Below are 19,259 nucleotides of genomic sequence, written 5' to 3' on the forward strand. Positions count from 1 at the left end.
TCGTGCTGATTGGCTGGTGGTGAATCCGCCGTGCAGGGAGGCCGGGATCGATGACACTCGTCAAGCACCTGGAGAGACCTGCGGCGCAGGCGAGCGCTCAAGTCGTCCTGGCCGGGCCGCGTCCGGCCCGAGGCGGACGGGCTGCGGCGCATGAGCGCGCGACCGATCGGTGACCACGCCCTGCTGTCCGACTGCCGCTCGGCCGCGCTGGTCACCTCCGACGGCTCGGTGGACTGGCTCTGCCTGCCCAGGTTCGACAGCCCGGCGATCTTCGCCCGACTCCTCGACGAGGACGCCGGCCACTGGTCCATCCGCCCCACCGGCCCGGTCGACATCAGCCGCCGCTACGTCCGGGACACCCTCGTGCTGGAGACGACCTTCCGCACGACCGAGGGCACGGCGGTCCTGCACGATGCCCTCGCTCTGGGGCGGCGCGAACGCGGGCACGCGCTCGGCACCGCTTCGCCCGGTGTGCTCCTGCGGCAGATCACCTGCACCGAAGGGCGGGTGGACATCGAGATCTCCTACGCGCCGCGCCCGGAGTTCGGACTCGTCCACCCACTCCTGTCAGCCGGGCGAGGTGGGATCGCGGCCTACGGGGGTGCCCATGTCCTGCTGCTGTCGAGCCCCGTCGACCTCCACGTGAGCGGCTCCACAGCGCACGGCCGGATCCCGCTCCCGGCGGGGCACCGCCTCGGATTCGCCCTGCACGTCGGGCCGGCATGGGAAAGCGAGTCGGTGGGCTGGCGGGCGGGGCGGATCCGGCGCCGCACGTCCGACACCATCGCAGGCTGGCGTTCCTGGTCGAAGCTCCACCGCGGCTACGTCGGCCCCTGGCAGGACGAGGTGGGCCACAGCGGACGCGTGCTGCGAGCCCTGACCTTCGCTCCCACCGGGGCGATCGTCGCCGCGCCCACCACCTCCCTGCCCGAGAGGACGGGCGGAACGCGCAACTGGGACTACCGCTACACCTGGGTCCGCGACGCGAGCTTCACCATTCAGGCGCTTTCCACAGCCGCCTGCGACAAGGAGAAGAACCGCTTCTTCGGCTTCCTCGCCCGGGCCGCGGCAACCCCACTCGACCGCGGCGTCGACCTGCAGATCATGTACGGCATCGGCGGCGAACGTGACCTGAGCGAACGGCTCCTGCCCCACCTGACCGGCTGGCGCAACAGCGGCCCCGTTCGGATCGGCAACGACGCCTGGCGCCAACGCCAACTCGACGTCTACGGCGAACTCCTCGACGCCGCCCACCAGACCCTCCCGCCCGCTGACCCCCTCGACCCGGCCACCCGCACCTTCCTGCTCCAGGCGGCCGAGACAGCCGCCCGGCGGTGGAGCCAACCGGATCAGGGCATCTGGGAAAGACGCGGACCCAGCAGACACTTCCTCCACTCGAAACTGATGTGCTGGGTCGCCCTGGACCGCGCCATCGCCATGGCCCCCGCCCTCCAGGCCGAGGAGCGCCTGCCCCACTGGCGGCACGAGCGCGACCGGATCCGCCAAGCCATCGAACAACGCGGCTGGAACCCCGCACTGGGCGCCTTCACCCAGGCATTCGACAGCGACGACCTCGACGCCTCCGCGCTCATGCTGCCCATCGTCGGCTTCCTGCCGCCGCACGACCCCCGCGTCCAGTCCACCGTGCTGGCCATCGCCACCCACCTGACCGACCACCACGGCCTGGTCCGCCGCTACCTCACCGACGAACTTCAGGGAGAAGAAGGCGCGTTCCTGCTGTGCACCTTCTGGCTCGCCCAAGCCCTCGCCCTCACCGGCCACACCACCCGCGCACGACACGTCTTCCAGGCCGCCCTCGCACACGCCAACGACCTCGGCCTGCTGGCCGAGGAAACCGATACCACCACAGCGGAGGCCCTCGGCAACTTCCCCCAAGCCTTCAGCCACATCGGGCTCATCAACGCCGCTCGCGCCATCCGCGATGCCGAGCGACAAGCAACACACGCCCAGTAGGCGAACACGGGGAGGTCGGCATGAACCCCACCGAAGGCCCGCTTCCGCGCGAGCGGCGCGGCCCTGTCGCCCACGCGGTCGGCCGCCCCGGGTCCAGCACGCGATCCTCGCCCCCGGCGAGAACACCGCACCGCACCGCCTGCGGCCCCTCATCGGGGTCCGCGCCGGAACCCGCCGGGCCACCGCCAGCAGCCACCACGACCGACCAACTGTCCTGCGACCCACGGAGAAGCGCACATGCGGGTAGGCATCATCACCGGCTCCGGCAGCTACCGCTGGCCGTTCCACGAGCACGCGACGCCCAGGAGCGTCGACACCCGCTACGGGCCGGTCGACGTCACCGAAGGCACCATCGAAGGGGTCGACGTGGTGCACCTGTCCCGCCACGGCGAAGGCCATCGGCTGTTGTCCCATCAGGTCGACCACCGCGCCAACCTGGCCGCCCTGCTGGAACTGAAGGTCGACGCGCTGCTGTCGTTCACCGTGTGCGGGACCGTCGACCCGGCCGCGGCGCCGGGGTCGCTGGTGGTCTTCGACGACCTGTACTTCCCCTCCAACCGCCTGCCCGACGGAAGCCCCTGCACCTGGTTCGACACCCCGGGCCAGCAGGGGCGCGGACACTGGATCCTGGACGCCGGACCGTTCAGCGAACCGCTGCGAGGCACCGTCCTGCAAGCCGCCCGCGAAACCCACGACCAGGTCGTGGACGGCGGCGTCTACGGGCATGTCGACGGGCCCAGGTTCAACACCCGCAGCGAGATCCGCGCCCTGGCCGCCGCCGGGGTGACCGCGGTCAGCCAGACCGCCGGGCCCGAAGTGGTCCTCGCCGGGGAGGCGGAGCTGCCCGTCACCCTGGTCGGTTACGTCACCGACTACGCCAACGGCGTGGCCACCGTGCCCGAACCGGTCTCGGCGCTGCTGGAACGCATGGCCGCCAGCACCCGGGTCTTCGCCGCGCTCGCCGCCCGCACCTTGTCGACCGTGGGCACGATGCCGCCGGCCGGCTTCGTCTACCGGTTCGACGATTGACCAGCACGCGGGGTCGCACCCCTCGGCGCGGCCCCGAGCATCGCGACCCGTCGGGCTTTGAGCACGGCGCACGTAGTGGTCCCGTGCGCGTACGGGTTCGCGGATGTCACGTGCACCACTCCCTCAAGCCGGCGCCGGCCTGGCCGGTGGCGCGGCGCACCGGTTACCCAGGGCGGTCGTGTACCGCGTAGAGGGCACAGAGCACGCGGTCGGGCCGGCCGCGTGCTCGACGGTTTCGTCGAGGGCACTCCAGACCTCGCGGGTGGTGTTGAGCTGACGCTCGACGGTTCGGGCCTGCTGCCGCCATGCCCGGCGGGCGATGGGCGCGTGCCGAGGGGGCGTACTGGCGAGCGCGGGCGCACACTGCGAGCCTCGGGAGACCCCGTGCGCCGACCGCGGGACGAGACGCCCCTTGCGCGCTCCGACGATATGTTTTGCATAATGCAAACGTGTCCGCTGACACCACCGCCCTCCCCTCTCCCCGCCCTCCGGCACCCGCGCGCCGCAGCCCCGACGCCGTACCCTTCGCGCTGCGCGAGGCCAAGACCGGCCTGCTCGTGCTGGCCCTGCTGGTCGGCGCCGGAGCCGGGCTGGGGGCGATCGCCTTCCGCTGGATGATCAGGACGTTCACCCTGGCGCTGTCCGGTCACGCCGACTACGCGGCCGCCGGGCACGCGGCCAACCCCCACGTGCCGGGCCTGGGGCGCTGGTTCGTGCTGCTGGCCCCGGTGGTCGCCGGCCTGCTGTACGGGCCGCTGGTACAGCGCTTCGCACGGGAGGCGCGCGGGCACGGGGTGCCGGAGGTGATGTACGCCGTGGCCCGGCGGGGCGGGCGGATCGCCCCGCAGGTCGCCCTGGTGAAGTCGCTGGCCTCCGCGCTGTGCATCGGAGGTGGCGGCTCGGTGGGCCGCGAGGGGCCGATCGTGCAGATCGGCCCTGCCCTCGGCTCCACCCTCGGCCGCGTGGTCGAGGTCCCCGAGGACCGGATGCGGATCCTGGTCGCCTGCGGCGCGGCCGGCGGCATCGCGGCCTCCTCCAGGTCGAAGGCGCGGGCCTGCCCGTCCTGGACACCACCCACACCCGCCTGACGGGCTGGCTCACCCACCAGTCCGTCCTGACCGCCCTGCACAAGGCCCACCCGCCACGGGCAGGCGCACAGCCCACGGCCGGCGACAGCTGAGCAGCGCCACCCCAGGCCCGCCCCGCCACGTGAGGGACGGCCGTCCCGGAAACGGCCCGCTGCCCCGCCCGTCGCCGGGCGGGGCAGCGGCCGGTCACCAGCCGAGCAGGTCGAGTTCGCGGGCCGGGGCGGCGGGCTCGCCGCCCCGGCCTCGGCGAAGGCGTGCAGCGCGTCGACCAGGCCGGCCCGCTGCTCGGGCGGCATGGCATCGACCACCCGCGCGATCTCCACACGGCGGCGGTCGGTGACCTCGGCGACCGTGCGTGACCCTTCGCCGCTGAGCGAGAACAGGACCTCGCGCCGATTGCGCGGACTCTCCGCCCGCACGACCACACCGGCCGCCACCAGCCGATCCGCCATCCGCATCGCCGTGGACGGGTTGACCGCGAGCAGCTCGGCCAGCCGCGACAGGCTCATCGCACCACGGCTGTCGAGCACCACCAGCATCCGGAACTGCGGCAGCGTCAAGGACTCGGCCACCTCCCCCAGCGACCGGGCGGAAATCCCCACCAGGACACGGGAAGCGGTCAGCACCGCGGTGACGAGATCCTCCTCGGCGGCCGGCGGGTCGCTGCAGGGCTGCGGCTGGTCAACGGACATGAGTCCTTTCCACCCCCATCCGCCAAGCCCCGAGCCGGCACGGGCTCCAGACATCGACCGGCGGCTCCCACGAGGTCCACGAGCAGCCTGAGCCGGGCCGGCAGCCAGCAGCCACCACACGCATGTCCGTCATGCCGCCCGGCGCTACAGCCTCGGCGCGAGGGCGCGTAGCAGCCGTCGAACCCGCGCCTCACGTAAGCCCCTGCCGCACACCGCTAATGTCCCGATAAGATGACCAGCGGTGTGCCGGGAAGCCTGGTCGGCTCGGGGGACGACTGCAGCGATCGGGCGGCAGTGACCCCGCTCGTCGTGATGGGAACTCTCACCGGTGCACGCCGTTGGAATCGTCCTGCTCCTGGTCGTTCTGGCCACCGCCGTGGCCACCTTCGCCCGGCACTGGCGCGTGCCCGCCCCCTCCTTGCTGGTCCTGGCCGGCATCGGCGTGGCGCTGATCCCCGGGGTACCCGCGCTGCACGTTGCTCCCCAGACGATCGCGCTGGTCGTGCTGCCACCGTTGCTGTACGCCTCCGCCGAGGAGTTGTCGTTGCGCGACCTACGGATCGTGTGGCGTCCGGTGACCATCCTCGCGTTCGGCCTGGTCTTCGCCTCGGCGGCGGCCGTCGGCTTCGCGGCGGTCGCACTGACCGGCCTGCCGCCCGCGATGGCCTTCGTCCTCGGGGCGATCCTCGCCAGCACCGACCCGGTGGCCGTGACCGCGCTCGGTCGGCGCCTGGCGCTGCCCGGCCGCGTGCAGGTGCTGGTGCAGGCCGAGAGCCTGTTCAACGACGCCACCTCCCTGGTCCTGTTCAAGGTCGCCGCCGGCATCGCGGTTGCCGCCGGGGCCGCGGTGAGCCTGCCCGCTGCGGTCGGGCAGTTCCTGCTCATGGGCGGAGGCGGCACCGTGATCGGCGCCGCCGTCGCGGGCCTGGTGTGGCTGGTCCGCCGCCGCACCACCGAGCCGGTGCTGGAGACCGTGATCGCCCTGGTCACGCCGTACGCGGCCTACGTGCTCGCGGAGTCCGCGCACACCTCCGGCGTCACCGCGGTGGTCGTGGCGGGCGTCCTCCTCAGCCGCTCCAGCCACCGCCTCACCGACGCCCACATCCGCCTCCAGCTGCACGCCGTCTACGCAGTGGTGGTGTTCCTGCTGGAGAGCGTCGTCTTCAGCATCGTCGGCCTGGAGCTGCCGGAACTCGTCCGGAACCTGCCGGCGGGCAGCATCTGGTGGCCACTGCAGGCCCTCGCGGTGGCCGTGGTACTGGTCGCGGTCCGGGTGATCTGCACCCTGCCGCTGACCCGCGCGGTCAAGCCCAGCCGCGGCGGGCTGTCCTGGCGGGTGGCCGGCGTGGTCACCTGGGCCGGCACCCGCGGCGTGATGCCGCTGGCCGCCGCCCTGTCCATCCCCCTGGTCGCCAACAACGGCACCGCCCTGACCGGACGCCCCCTGGTCCTGGTCCTGACCGCCGCGGTCATCGTCTTCACCCTGGTCGTCCAGGGCCTGACCCTGGCCACCGTGGTCAAGCGCTCCGGACTCGCCCTGGAACCCGAACACACCGCCCGCGAGGAAGCCAACGCCCAGGACGCGCTCAACCAGGCCGCACTCGACCACGTCGAGCAGCTCGCCGCCCTGGACGCCATGCCGGAAACCACCATCGACCGGGCCCGGCGAGCCCTCAACGCCCGCCTCGACCGCACCGACGACGGACCGGACGGCAGCCCCGTCGACGCCCCGTACCGCGAACTGCGGCGCACGGTGATAGCCGTCCAGAACACCGAACTGCACCGCCTCTACGACCAACACCAGATCAGCGACACCACCCGGCGACGCCTGCAGCACAACCTCGACCGCGAAGAAGCCGCACTCGGCAACCACTGACCGACCACAAACCCGAGGAGAGACTCAGAGCAACTCCGGGCCGGCACCGACTACACGTACGGATCACGCAGCGGCAGCGGCTCGCGAACCCCGCGGGTGATCTCCTCCGGCAGTCCGGGCCGGCGATGCAGTAACGGCCCTGGGCCTCACCCTTCGCAACCAGCCAGCCGGCGCGGACCAGCTCGCGGATGTCACGCTGGGCCTGCTACTCGCCCAACTCCGCATCCGGCTGGTAAGTCGCCCGGCGCACCAGGTAGCCCATGGCCGCCGGTTATAGGACGTACAGCATCCGGCCGGGCCAGCAGGACGATCAGCCCAGAGGCGACCTCGATGCCGACGGCGGCGTTCATCACCGGGACGGTGCCGCCGGAGGTGATCTGCTTGAGCGTGCCCAGTCAGAAGCATGGTGGCAGTCCACCGGCCGGACACGGAAAGCCGACGGGCCCGGTGTCGTCGCTCTTTCCCGAGCGCGGCGCCAACCACCGGGTACGGGACCAACCGAGACCGGGACCGGCATCGATTTCCCGCGCTCCCAGGCCGACGCGCTCCTGCGTGCGACCTCTTCGAGACGGCCGCCTTGTCCGGAGCCCGCTTGTACGTGCTCGCCGCGATCGAGCACACCAGCCGCCGGGTCCGGATCCTGGGCGCAACCGCGCATCCGACCGCCTCCTGGGTGGCCCAGTTGGATTCTGGTCGAGGGAGGCGGCAAGGCGGGCTTCGAGTTCCTCGTCGAACAGCGCCCCGGCGGTGATGGTGAGTTCCTGGCCGGCCGGGGTGAGCTGGACGATCGAGGAGCGGCGATCGTTGGGGTTGGGGCGGCGTGCGCACAGGCCGCGCTTCTCCAGGCGGTCCACGGCCTGGCTGACGCCGCCGATGGTGATGGACAGGGCTGCGGCTATGTCGTTGACCCGGCAGTTGACGGTGCGTCCGACGACGAGCATCACGTCCAGGTTGCCCAGCGGCAGGTCGGCGTCGCGGCGGAGCCGCGCGTCGATCTCGTTCCACAGGTCGGTCTCGAGCCGGACCAGGTCGTCGAAGATCTGCCGCAGGTCCCGAACCGACCGACTCGGCGGCATCCTCCACGAGTACCAACACGCGGCCTGAACAGGGCGGATGAGGTTTCCGGCAAGAGCAGGGTCCGAGCACGTGGCGTCCGGAGGTCGGGGGGACCGGCACGATAACGGTGTCGGCGGCAGTGAGGTGACCCCGTCCAGCGCCGGGGCCGCGACTCGATGCACTGTCATGGCAAAATCCTAACGAAGTTGGTCAATTTTGCCACTCGTCGGGTAGGTGGGGACGCGGCGACGATGAAGTCATGACCGGACCTCCTCCCCACGAGGCAGCCACCGACCTGATCACCCTGCCCGGCACGCCACTTGCCGACGCCGTCGTGAACCTCATCCGGCCGGTACACACGCCCTCCGTGTACAACCACAGCGCCCGCAGCTACCTGTTCGCCAGGCTGGTAGCCGCCCGCCTCGACCTGGCCGCCGGCCGGGACTACGACGACGACTGCTGTTCGCCGCCTGCGCGATGCACGACCTCGGCGTCGCGTCCGACGGCCCGCACCGTCAGCGTTTCGAGGTCGAAGGCGCCGACCGGGCCGCCGAATTCCTCATTCAACAGGGGACGTCCACGGCCGGCGCCGAAGGTCGAGCAGGTCTTCCCGCTGGAGCAGGCCGCCCAGTGGACGAGCTTGCCGCGGTGCGGCCGTTCTCTCCCTGGTGGTGGCAGCACGATGTTCTACGAGATCCGCCGCTACCAGAGCCGGCCCGGACGCCGTGAGGAGTGGGTCCGCTACATGGAGGACGTGGCCATCCCGTTCCAGACCTCGCAGGGGATGAAGGTCACCGCCTCGTTCACCGACGAGCAGGATGAGGACGGCTACGTCTGGATCCGGCGCTTCGAGGACGAGGCCCAACGCGAAGCGCTGTACGCGGCCGTCTACGAGAGCGACCGCCGGAAGGACGAGATCGGCCCGGTGGTCTACGGACTGCTGATCCGAGAGAAATCCGTGGTCTACCGCGTCACGCCGACGCCCGCCTCACCACTGCAGCAGCCCGGGGGAACGGTCCCGCTGTCCCTCCCGTCAACACCCGACGACCGGACCGGCCCTCCGGGCGCCGCTGGAAGCCGCCCGCTCGGTCCCCGGATCCTGCGGACCCGTGCTCTCGGAGAGTTCGTCGGAACTCACTGGCGCCGCCCTCGATCCGTGCCGCGCGGCGCGTCAGAACATGTACGGCGGCCGCGAACTGACCGCTCTTCTGCCTCCCCGTACACGCATGTCGCCATATCGAAACCTCCACGGTTACAGTTCTAGCAATTCGCAATCATTGCGGCTACAGTTTTGAGTGGCGGCCAAGGCCCACCGCACCGCCGGTTCCCGTGAGGCCGTGCCTCCGCTCGTCCGAGCCGCCTGAAGACCGCGCGCTCGATCATGCGCGACGCGCGCGCCGACTGTGGGCGGACCGACCGCAGAAGGCCGCAGCCCTGGCCGGCCGACCTGTCCGAGAGACTCACGATGGAGATCACTCATGCCTACACCATTGAAGAACACGGCACTTGAGCCCGACACCGCAGGAGGCGGTCAGCGCTATCTCGCGGTGCTGGACGAGCCGTTCTACCGCACTCTGGTCGACCTTCAGGACCTCGTCAGCCACGAGACCGCACGCTTCTGGCGGAGCAGGAACGTGCGGTCCGTGCACCTGCCGGTGACGACCGGCTCCATCTCATCGCCCATGGGGCTGGGCAGTGACTCGCTGCCGGTGCGGGTGGACCTCTTCGGAGTGCCCGTCTACCTGGCTGACTCCATGCAGTTCCTGTTGGAGTACGGCTGTCGTCTCACCTCGGCGGGCTGCTACTACCTGATGCCCAGTTTTCGCGGGGAAGAGGCCGATGCCACTCATCTCAGTCAGTTCTTCCACAGCGAGGCCGAGATCCCCGGTTCGCTGGAGGACGTCATCGAGGTCGCGGACGCCTACATCCGCCATCTCGCCTCCGCCATCCTCTCGGAACTCTCCGAGCCCGTCCGCCGGGCGGCCGGCAGCACCGATCACATCGAGAAGTTCCTCGCGTCCGCCACGACGCGCATGACGTTCGACGAGGCGGTCGAGGTCCTCGGAGCCGATCGCGAGTTCTTCGAGTTCGGTGACGAGTGGCGCACCATCAAGCGGGCCGGCGAACGCCGGCTGATCGAGCAGTTCGGTCCCGCCGTCTGGTTGAGCGGCTTCGACGACCTCTCGGTGCCCTTCTACCAGGCGACCGATGCGAGCGGCGAGAAGGCGCTGAACGCGGACTTCCTGCTCGGGCCAGGTGAGGTGATGGGCTGTGGGGAACGGCACACCGGAGGGCCACAGGTACGCGCGGCGCTGGCGCGCCACCAGGTGGAGCCGGAGGAGTACGCCTGGTACGTGGGCATGAAGGAGCATCGTCCGTTGCGCACAAGCGGGTTCGGCATGGGTGTCGAGCGCTTCCTGATGTGGGTCCTCAACCACTCGGACATCCGGGACCTGCAACTGGTCGAGCGCCACAACGGCCGGATCAGCGCCCCCTGACCCGCCCCCGCGATCGCGAAGGAGATCCTCCGATGCCCGACCTCGCAGGGCCCGCATCCGGGACGGCACGGCTGTCGTGCCATCTGATCGAAGTCACGGCCATACCCGACGTGCGCTACAGCCTGATCCTCGGCTCGCTGCACTCGGCGGCACTGACCGACCAACTCGTCGCCGAGCGCTACGGCTTCGACAAACACGTGCTGTTCCAGAGTCCGGACCTGATGGACTCGCTGCCGCAATGGGTGGCGGAGCTGGAACGCCCTGACGTGGTGGCGCTGTCGGTGTACTTCTGGAACCGCGCGGCGGTCATGCTGATCGCCCGCGAGCTCAAGCGGCGCCACCCCGACTGCGTCGTGGTGATCGGCGGCAACGACGTCAGCTACCAGACCGAGGCGGTGTTCGCCGAGCCCGCGGTCGACGTGCTCATCCACGGCGAGGGCGAGTTGACCTTCCGGGCCGTACTGCGCGCGCTGGCCGAGAACCGGACCGCGCTGCACGGCATCAAGGGCGTCAGCTTCCGCGAAGGCGCCGAGGTGGTCACCACCCCACCCGCTGCCCGCATCGGTGACCTGGCCGAACTGCCATCCCCGTTGTTGAGCGGGGTCTACACCGCGCAGGACATCGCCGCCTCCCGGATGATCATCATGGAGACCAACCGCGGCTGCCCGTACTCGTGCGCGTTCTGCTACTGGGGCGGCGCGACGAAGTCCAAGGTCCGGCCGTTCCCGCTGGAACGGGTCAAGCAGGAGATCAGCTACGTCGTCGAGCACGCGCCCCAGCACGCCACCATCTTCGTCGCCGACGCCAACTTCGGGATCCTGCCGCGCGACGTGGAGATCGCCCAGTGGCTGGTGGACGAGCTGCGGCGACACGACAAGAAGATGTTCCTGTACACCAACTGGGCCAAGAACACGAACAAGCGCGTGGTGGAGGCGGCCAAGCTGCTGTTCTCCCACCAGCTGATCGCGGCGGTGACGCTGTCCGCGCAGTCGTTCACGCCCGAGGTGCTGCAGATCGCGCAGCGCTCCAACATCCGGACCTCCTACTACCACGCGTTGCAGAAGGAGTTCCAGGACCACGGCATCCCCACCTACACCGAGCTGATCTGGGGCCTGCCCGGCGAGACGCTGGCGACGCACCTGGCCAGCGTCGAGGAGGTCATCGACTCCGGCGGACACCCCGTCGTCTACCCGTTGCTGCTGCTGAACAACACCGAGTACACGACGGAGACCTTCCGCGACAAGCACGGCCTGGTCACCCGGATGTTCCCCTACCAGATCACCAACCCCGAGATGGAGGCCGAGTTCGTGGTCTCCCACGACCGGATGACACAGGCCGACTGGAAGTACGGCCTCGACATCCGGTTGGCGCTGGCCGTCTTCCACGGCTGCCTGATGCGCTCGCCGCTGCGGCTGCTCTCCCGGCGCAGCGGCGTCAGGGTGGTGGACCTGGCGGAGCGTCTGGTGGAGTACCTGCGCGAGTACTGCACCGACCCGGCCGTCCGGGAGCTGGCCGCCAACCAGCGGCTGGCTTGGGAGGACCCCGCCCTGTTCGACTCCGCCCTGGTCGGCCCGTACCTCGACGCCGACGGTGTACCGGAACACCCGCACTACCAGGCGATCCTGGTCCGGCTGGCCCGCGAGGGCACCGCCACCCGGATCATGCGGGAGGCGGCCGAGTTCCTGTACGCCGGCCTCGACGAGAGCAGCCGACCGACGCGCTCCGACTTCGACACGATGCTGGCGTTCCAGGACGCCGTCGTGGAGTCGCTCGCCGACGGGATCCGGGATGAGACCCGCCGACGCGGGGTCCGGATTCCGCAGTGGCTGCACGACTTCCTGGTCGACATCGGCCAGCTCACGCCGGTACCGCTGCGGGACGGGCAGGCCGCGTTCGTGCTGGACTCCGCACCGCTGTCGGCCGCCCCGAACGACACGATGCTGCTGGGGATCTACCACGGCAGCATCCAGATCCTGAAGTCGCTGCAGGCCTCGACGTCACCCGCACCGGCGCCGCAGGCCTCGCTGTCGCTGACCTGAACCGGGCGGAGAAGGAAACCCATGGAACACCACGACGGTGCCCCGCTGCCGCGTCCAGCGGGGCTGGACCAGGTCCGGGTGCGCTTCGCACCCAACGGCGAGGTGGCCTACGCGGCCTTCTTCACCCGGACCATCCTCTACACCTGGCTGTTCGCCAGGCGCTACAACGGCGTCTTCGTGCTGCGCCTCGACGACACCGACCGGGACCGGATGATCCCCGGCGCGCTGGAGAGCTACGGCGAGGGGATGCGCTGGCTGGGGCTGGACTGGGACGAGGGTCCCGAGGTGGGCGGCGACTACGGCCCCTACCGCCAGTCCGAGCGCCTGCACCTCTACCGGGAGGCGATCGAGAAGCTGCTCGACGAGGGCAAGGCGTACCACTGCTACTGCGACCGCACACGACTGGATGAACTGGCCGCCCGCTCCCGGCAGGAGGGCGGACGGCCCTACGACGGACGCTGCCGCGACCTGAGCGCCGCGCAGCGGCGTGCCGCCGAGGCGTCGGGCATCGTGCCGAGCGTACGGCTGCGCGTCCCCGATTCCGGGCAGATCGTCTCGCACGACCTGATCCGCGGCGACGTCGTGATCGCGGCCGAACAGCTCAGCGACTACGTGATCAGCCGCCCGGACGGCTGGCCCACCTACCACCTCACCGTCGTCGTGGACGACTCCCACATGCGGATCAGCCACGTGCTGCGCGGCTCGGAGGGCGTCGCCAACATGGCGCCGCAGGCCGTCATGCACGACGCGCTCGGCCTGCCCCGCCCGGTGTACCTGCACTTCCCGCTGGTGCGGGCGGGCGACTTCGGGCTCAACGAGCAGTTCCTGCCGACCGGCGCCGGCATCTACCTGGACGAGCTCCGCCGCGACGGCTACCTGCCGCAGGCCGTCATCAACTACTACGCGATGCTGGGCCAGGGATACCCCGGCGACGCGGACATCAGGACCCTCGACCAGCTGATCGCGGGTTTCGACTACCGCCGGGTCAGCCGCAAGGACGTCATCGAGCAGGACCGGGACAAGCTCGCCTGGACGAACCGCCGCTACCTGCAACGGGCGGCCCCCGACGCCGAGGTGGCCGCGGTCCTCGCAGCGCGGATCGCCGCGGACCTCCCACCAGCGGCGCCGACCGCCCACACGGTGGTCGCCCGGGCGCTGCCCGCGGTGCGTCCCCGGATGACGAGGGCCGCCGACGGGACCGAGCTGTTGCGGTTCGCCTTCGCCCCCGCCCCCCGGCCCGAGCCGGGCATGTTCCCGGCCAAACACGCGGACCAGGTCACGGCCGTGCTGCTCCGGGGCGCCGCCGTCGTCGAGGGCGGCGGCAGGCTCGCACCGGCCCTGGCCGCCGCCGCGGCCGAGGGCGGAGCGGATCTCGGAACCCTGACACGCTGCGTCATCACCGCTCTGACCGGTGGGCGGGAACGTCTCGGTCCCGACGACATCGCGGGAATCCTCGGCCCGGACGAGGCGGCGAGGCGGCTGCAGCGCGCGGTCGCCGCGTTGGAAGAACGGGGCTGACCATGCCGACGCCTTCGCCGCGGCTGCCGCACGCCCTCGCCCCGGATGCCGCGATCGGCCTCTGGACACCGGCGTCCCCGGCGCCTGCGCTGTTTCCCCGCCGCTATCAACGAGCCCGAAGCGCGCTCGGCCGCCAGGTCGTGACGACGCCGTCGACGGCCTCGAACACCGGGATCGGAGCCGCCGACCCGCGGCAGCTCGCCGAGGAGCTGCACGCACTCCTGCTCGACGACCGGGTCGGGGCCGTGCTGTGCACCACCGGCGGCTACACCAGCTCGGCCGTCCTGCGGCACGTCGACTGGGAGCTGGTGTGCGAGGCCGCACGGCCGATCATCGGCTACAGCGATATCACCTCCGTGCTGTGGGCCACGCTCGCCCGGGCGGGCCTTGTGTCCTTCCACGGGCCGATGCTCGTCTCGGAATGGGGCGAGTGGGGTGGCCCGTGGCCGTACACGCTCGACTGCCTGGAACACGCGCTGAGCCCGGCGCCCGAACGAAGACCGCTGCGCGGGCCCGGGTTCTCGACGGACGAGACGCTCTGGTGGGACCGCGAGGACACCCGCCGCCGCGCCGTGGGCGGCGCTGCGTGGCGCTGCCTCGTCCCCGGGAGTGCCGAAGGATGGCTGCTGCCCGGCTGCGGCAACACCGCCACCCGCCTGTTCGGCACCCCCTACCTGCCCGATACCGACGGCGCGATCCTGTGCCTCGAATTCACCGGCATGGGGCCGGACGAGGTCTGGGCACACCTGGTCCAGTGGGAGGACGCGGGCCTGCTCGACCGGATCGCCGCTCTGGTTCTCGGCCGGTTCAGCGGCCCGCGCGCGGCCGCCGGCGGGTCGCACGACTACGACGCCCTCGTGCGCGCCGTCACGGCCGGCCGCGGCTTCCCGGTCCTCGTCGACGTCGACTTCGGCCACACCGAGCCGATGCTCACGCTGCCGGTCGGCACCCGCGCCCTGCTCGACGCCACCGCCTGCGAGCTCACCCTGCTGGAGCCCGCCACCACCCTCACCCCTAGGAGCACGCCATGAGCGGCGCCCGTTTCACCGACGTCGACGGCGCCGTCGTCGTCCAGACCGACCAGGCCGTCTGCGCCCGCTGCGTCCTGCCCGAGAACTTCCCGGACGCCCGGTTCGACGCCGACGGCGTCTGCGAGTACTGCCGGTCCGAGGCGCAGCGTGTGGACGACTCCGAGCGGCAGGTCGACACCGTGCTCGCCGAGTGCCGGCGCACCGGTGCCGGGCGGGACCACGACGTCGTGCTGCTCTACAGCGGTGGGAAGGACAGCTCGCTGTCGCTGATCCACCTGGTCGAGAAGCACCGTCTGCGGGTCCTGGCGCTGACGCTGGACAACGGCTTCCTGTCCAAGGTGACCGCGGCCAACATGAGTTCGGTGCTCGACAGCGTGGGCGCCGACCACATCATCGTGCGGCCGCAGCGGCGCGTCATGCACGGCGTCTACCGCAGCGCCCTGACCAGCGCCTTCGGTCCGGAGACGGTCAAGTACTCGACTGCGGCGTGCGGTTCGTGCATCGGCATGGTGTTCGCCGCCGGTATGCGCACGGCCGCCTCGTACGGCGTTCCGTTGCTGGCCGGCGGCTGGACGCCGGGCCAGCTCACCGACGCCGCGTTCGTCCCGGCGGCGTTCCTACGCGAGGTGATAGGCCGCAACCTCGATCCGGTGCGCGCCGCCGCGCCGGAGCTCTCCGCCGACCTGGACACCTGGACCAGGGACTCCGGCGAGCTGCCGATCGGCCTGGTCAACCCGCTGTACGCCGCTGGATACACCGAGGCCGACGTGCTCAAGACCCTGGAGCGGCACGGTTGGCGGGCGCCCAAGGACACCGACTCGTGCTCCACCAACTGCCGGCTCAACGGACTGCTGATCGTCGACCACATGCGCAAGTTCGGCTACCACCCGTACGTCTACGAGATGGCCCACCACGTCCGCATCGGAGCCATGACCCGCGAGGCCGCGCTCCACAAGCTCAGCAACGTCAACCTGCGCACCACGGCCGTCGGCGCCGTCGCCGTCGAGCTGGGCATCCCGTCCCCGCTCACCCTGTCCTGACCCCTTACGTACCGACTCAGGAGTCCTCATGAACGCCACTATCACCGCCACCGGCGCCGAAGCCGTCGAGCAGCTGTCCGTCGCCGAGATCCGAGCGCTGGACTTCTCCAGCCTCGTCGGCCTGACCAACGAGCCCAACATGCCCTCCGGTGGCGGCGCCACCGTCCGCCGCGTGCTGGAACTGGCGCGTCCCCGTCCCGGGCAGCCGGTGCTGGAGGTCGGCAGCAACACCGGCTACACCACCATCGAAATGGCCAGCTGGCTCGACGCGCCGGTCACCGGGCTGGACGTCAACCCGCTGTCCAACGCCTTCGCCACCGCCAAGGCACAGGCCGCCGGCATCGACAACGTGACCTTCGTCCTCGGCGACGGCCAGGGCATGCCCTTCCCCGACGACTCCTTCCAGTTGGTGTTCTGCAGCAACGTCACCTCGTTCATGGCCGACCACGGCAGGGCCGTCGACGAGTACTACCGTGTGCTCGCTCCGCGCGGCGTCCTGGCAGCGGTGCCGATCTACTACCGCGAGACCCCGCCGGAGCCACTGCGCACCGCCGTGGAAGAGGCGATCGGCGTACCGCTGCCGGTGACCAGCGAGGACTACTGGGTGGAGGCGTTCTCGCGGGCCGGCGTGAGCCTGATCGCCGACGAGCCCTACGAATACGTCCGGCAGAGCCCTGAGACCATCGCCCGGTACGTCGCCTCCGTGATGCGCGAGCCGCACCTGCGCGACCAGCCGGCCGACAAACTGGCCGCGCTGCGCGAGCGGTTGGCCCACTTCTACGAGCTCTTCGACGAGAACCTGTCCTACTGCGGCTACTCGATCCTGCTGTTCCGCCCGGGCCACCCCAACCCCGAGCCGGTCCTGCACACGACCCGGCGCGCCACGTCGGTGACGGCGTGACCGGCACTCCGACGGCTTCGCCGCTGCGGCAGCTGATCGCCGACAGCGTGGCGCCCAACCGGCTGCGCGACGTGGCGTGGCTCAGGACGTACCTCGACTCCGGCTCGCCCGCGGGCGAGCCGATCATGCTCAGCCTCGGCGAGACCTGGAACCAGACGCCCGCCGCTCTGCAGGCGGCGCTGCGGGACGTGCCTGCCTACTCGCACGGCTACCAGCTCTCGATGTACGGGCTGCCGCTGCTGCGCCGGGTCCTCAAGGACTACGTGGCCGACACCCAGCGCCTTCCCGAGGACGACTCCTGGGAACTGGCGGTCGGTTGGACCGGCACCCGCAGTGCCATGCGCGACTTCGCCACGCGCCTGCCCCGCGGCACCGTGCTGGCGGTCGCGCCGGCCTGGGACTACGCGGGCGTGTTCGAGCCGATGGGCTTCGCCAGCGCCTACGTGCCCTTCGACCCGGCCGAGCAGGGCGGTCCCGGCCCCTCGGCCGTCCGAGCCGCCGCCGCGTCGATCGACGATCTCGCGCTCGTCGTGCTCAACGCCCAGCACAACCCCACCGGCGCGAACTGGTCGCCCGACCTGGTGGCGACCATGATCGACGTGGCGATCGAGCGTGACGCCGCGATCCTGGTCGACGACGCCTACTACGGCATGTGTTCCGAGCCGGCCACCTCGGCCCTGCGGATCCTGCTCGACCGGCTCGACGGCGACCCTTCCCCGGTCCCGTGGCTGGGCGTGCGCTCGCTGGGCAAGCAGTTCGGCTGCAACGGCTGGGCCCTGGGCGCCGTCATCGCCGAACCGGGCCCGCTCGACGACCTGGTCAACGAGGTACGGCCGCAGCACACGTTCAACTACGCCATCCACCTGCAGTGGGCGATGGCCGCCTGGCTGTCCGACCGGGCCGCGGTGGACGCCCATCTCGACCGGCAACGCGAGGAGACAGCCGCCAAGCGCACGGCCGTGCTGGGCTGGCTGCCGCCCCCGGTGCGGGCCCGTACGACCGCGGGTCCGGCCGCGCCGTACGTGCTCTACCCCGTGCCGGACGGCGTCACCGTCGAGGAGTACCTGCGGCGCGCGGTCCTCGAATGCGGGGTCGTGCTCTCCGACGCCTGGCCGCTTGCCCGCGTCGCGGAGACCGCCTCCGGCGGGTACGTCCGGATGTATCTGGGTCCCTCGCTGTCGGAACTGGCGCGTGCACGGGACCGGCTGTCGGCAAGGGGGCTGTGGCCGGCATGAGCCCGGGTATCACCGCACGTGCGGGACAGTGGCCGCTGCTGGTCGCGCTCGTCGTGGACGGCGCCGGGTCCGGTCTGTTCCGGCCCTTCGCGGTGCTGTACTTCCTGCACACCACAGCGATCCCGCTCCCGACGATCGGCGCGGGCCTGACCACTGCGAGCCTCCTGGCCCTGGCCACACCTCTGGCCGTCGGCCCGCTGATCGACCGGTTCGGGCCGCGGGCAGTGCTGATGGCGGGCAACCTGGTCAGCGCGGCGGCCTTCGCGGCCTATCTGCGCGTCGACGGCGCCTGGGAACTGGTAACAGCGGCATTCGTCACCGCCGTCGGTCAGAGCACCTGCTGGACGGCGCTGGTCAGCCTGGTCGGCGCTGTCGCGCCCGCGGACGAGCGGGCTCACTGGTTCGCGCTGCAGAGCGCGTTCCGAAACGCCGGCTACGGCTTGGGCGGGCTCAGCGGAGCGATCCTGGTGGGCTTCGGCCGCGCCTGGGCGTATCCGCTGTTGGCGGCGGTCAACGCGGTCAGCTTCCTCACCGTGGCGGCGGTGATCGGCAGTTGGAGCCTGCCGCTGTCCGTGCGGGCCCGCGCGGACAGCGGCGAGGCGACGGAGCCCGCTCGATACGCGCAGGTGCTGCGGGACAGACGGCTGCTGCTGATCAACGGCACGAACATCCTGCTCGTCCTGTGTATGAACGTGCTGTCGGTGCTCGTCGCGGTGTATCTGACCGCTGTGCTCCACCAGTCCGCGTGGATCGGCGGCGTCCTGTTCACCCTGAACACCCTGCTCGTCCTGTCCGCCCAGACCACGGTGACCAAGCGCACCGCCGGCCACCGCCACACGCGCGTGGTCCAGGCGGCGGCAGCGGCCTGGGCACTGGCGTTTACCTGCCTGTGGCTGCTGAACGCAGCGCCCGCGCGGCTGGTCCTTCCGGGCGCCGTCGTCGCGGTGTGCGCCCTGACCCTGGCGGAGATGCTGTACGCACCGACGATCAACGCGCTCGCCGTGGTCACCGCACCCGCCCACGGCTCGGGCCGCTACCTGGCGGCGTACCAACTGTCCTGGGGGATCGGCAGCGCGGTGGCTCCCGGCCTGCTGGTCTGGCTCCTCTCGTCCGGAGCACAGCTGCCCTGGCCGGCGCTGATCGCCTGCTGCGCGGCGGCGGGGCTGTGCGTCGCGAAGCTGGCCCCGCACTGCGCCGACCCGGAGCCGCACGCCGGCTGAACTCCAAGGCTCCACGACCACCAGTTCGGACATCAGCAGGGTCTGTACGGCCGGCTCAACCT

12 protein-coding genes and 4 pseudogenes are annotated in these 19,259 nt (G+C 71.1%); 14 read left to right on the forward strand and 2 right to left on the reverse strand.

Translation table 11 applies throughout. The annotated features are described in order from the left end of the window. The first annotated feature begins 150 nt into the window (after positions 1–150). The 3 genes and pseudogenes from ACZ38L_RS01430 to ACZ38L_RS01440 all read left to right on the forward strand — a co-directional run. Complete coding sequence (locus ACZ38L_RS01430; RefSeq protein ID WP_465688103.1) at positions 151–1,974, forward strand: glycoside hydrolase family 15 protein; 1,824 nt, start codon at positions 151–153, stop codon at positions 1,972–1,974. Between the two features lie 237 nt (positions 1,975–2,211). Next, entirely contained in the window at positions 2,212–3,003 is a 792-nt protein-coding gene (locus ACZ38L_RS01435; protein WP_465688105.1) for an MTAP family purine nucleoside phosphorylase, read from the forward strand. Between the two features lie 614 nt (positions 3,004–3,617). Next, positions 3,618–4,037: pseudogene (locus ACZ38L_RS01440) on the forward strand (chloride channel protein); the annotation flags it as partial. A gap of 497 nt (positions 4,038–4,534) precedes the next feature. Here the strand turns inward: ACZ38L_RS01440 and ACZ38L_RS01445 are convergent. Next, a pseudogene (locus ACZ38L_RS01445) lies at positions 4,535–4,837 on the reverse strand (MarR family transcriptional regulator); the annotation flags it as partial. A 274-nt stretch (positions 4,838–5,111) separates the two neighbouring features. Here ACZ38L_RS01445 and ACZ38L_RS01450 point away from each other — a divergent pair. Both ACZ38L_RS01450 and ACZ38L_RS01455 read left to right on the forward strand, forming a co-directional pair. Beyond that, positions 5,112–6,659: a Na+/H+ antiporter gene (locus ACZ38L_RS01450; RefSeq protein ID WP_465688107.1), complete on the forward strand. Its 1,548-nt coding sequence runs from the start codon at positions 5,112–5,114 to the stop codon at positions 6,657–6,659. 509 nt (positions 6,660–7,168) lie between these two features. Continuing rightward, a pseudogene (locus ACZ38L_RS01455) lies at positions 7,169–7,344 on the forward strand (helix-turn-helix domain-containing protein); the annotation flags it as partial. Positions 7,345–7,462: 118 nt separating this feature from the next. Here ACZ38L_RS01455 and ACZ38L_RS01460 read toward each other — a convergent pair. Continuing rightward, a pseudogene (locus tag ACZ38L_RS01460) lies at positions 7,463–7,903 on the reverse strand (MarR family winged helix-turn-helix transcriptional regulator); the annotation flags it as partial. A 71-nt stretch (positions 7,904–7,974) separates the two neighbouring features. On the opposite strand from ACZ38L_RS01460, the gene ACZ38L_RS01465 reads away from it, so the two are divergent. From ACZ38L_RS01465 to ACZ38L_RS01505, 9 genes are all read left to right on the forward strand, one after another. Then, positions 7,975–8,979 carry an NIPSNAP family protein gene (locus ACZ38L_RS01465; protein WP_465688109.1) on the forward strand — a complete coding sequence of 335 codons (1,005 nt, stop codon included), beginning with the start codon at positions 7,975–7,977 and terminating at the stop codon, positions 8,977–8,979. Between the two features lie 214 nt (positions 8,980–9,193). Further along, the gene (locus tag ACZ38L_RS01470) at positions 9,194–10,213 is read left to right on the forward strand and encodes an amino acid--tRNA ligase-related protein (RefSeq protein WP_465688111.1); all 1,020 of its coding nucleotides are present in this window, start codon (positions 9,194–9,196) and stop codon (positions 10,211–10,213) included. 32 nt (positions 10,214–10,245) lie between these two features. After that, positions 10,246–12,252: a radical SAM protein gene (locus ACZ38L_RS01475; RefSeq protein ID WP_465688113.1), complete on the forward strand. Its 2,007-nt coding sequence runs from the start codon at positions 10,246–10,248 to the stop codon at positions 12,250–12,252. 21 nt (positions 12,253–12,273) lie between these two features. Then, complete coding sequence (gltX, locus tag ACZ38L_RS01480) at positions 12,274–13,770, forward strand: glutamate--tRNA ligase (protein WP_465688115.1); 1,497 nt, start codon at positions 12,274–12,276, stop codon at positions 13,768–13,770. Positions 13,771–13,772: 2 nt separating this feature from the next. Then, complete coding sequence (locus ACZ38L_RS01485) at positions 13,773–14,801, forward strand: S66 peptidase family protein (RefSeq protein ID WP_465688117.1); 1,029 nt, start codon at positions 13,773–13,775, stop codon at positions 14,799–14,801. Continuing rightward, positions 14,798–15,841, forward strand: coding sequence for an adenine nucleotide alpha hydrolase family protein (locus ACZ38L_RS01490; protein ID WP_465688119.1), 1,044 nt, complete (start codon positions 14,798–14,800; stop codon positions 15,839–15,841). The genes ACZ38L_RS01485 and ACZ38L_RS01490 overlap by 4 nt, the downstream gene beginning before the upstream one ends. Before the next feature lie 28 nt (positions 15,842–15,869). Beyond that, entirely contained in the window at positions 15,870–16,742 is an 873-nt protein-coding gene (locus tag ACZ38L_RS01495) for a class I SAM-dependent methyltransferase (RefSeq protein WP_465688121.1), read from the forward strand. After that, entirely contained in the window at positions 16,739–17,977 is a 1,239-nt protein-coding gene (locus tag ACZ38L_RS01500; protein WP_465688123.1) for a pyridoxal phosphate-dependent aminotransferase, read from the forward strand. The genes ACZ38L_RS01495 and ACZ38L_RS01500 overlap by 4 nt, the downstream gene beginning before the upstream one ends. Further along, positions 17,974–19,197: an MFS transporter gene (locus ACZ38L_RS01505; protein ID WP_465688125.1), complete on the forward strand. Its 1,224-nt coding sequence runs from the start codon at positions 17,974–17,976 to the stop codon at positions 19,195–19,197. Before ACZ38L_RS01500 ends, ACZ38L_RS01505 begins: the two co-directional genes overlap by 4 nt. Positions 19,198–19,259 lie beyond the last annotated feature (62 nt).

Source organism: Kitasatospora sp. NPDC024654 (assembly GCF_055559155.1).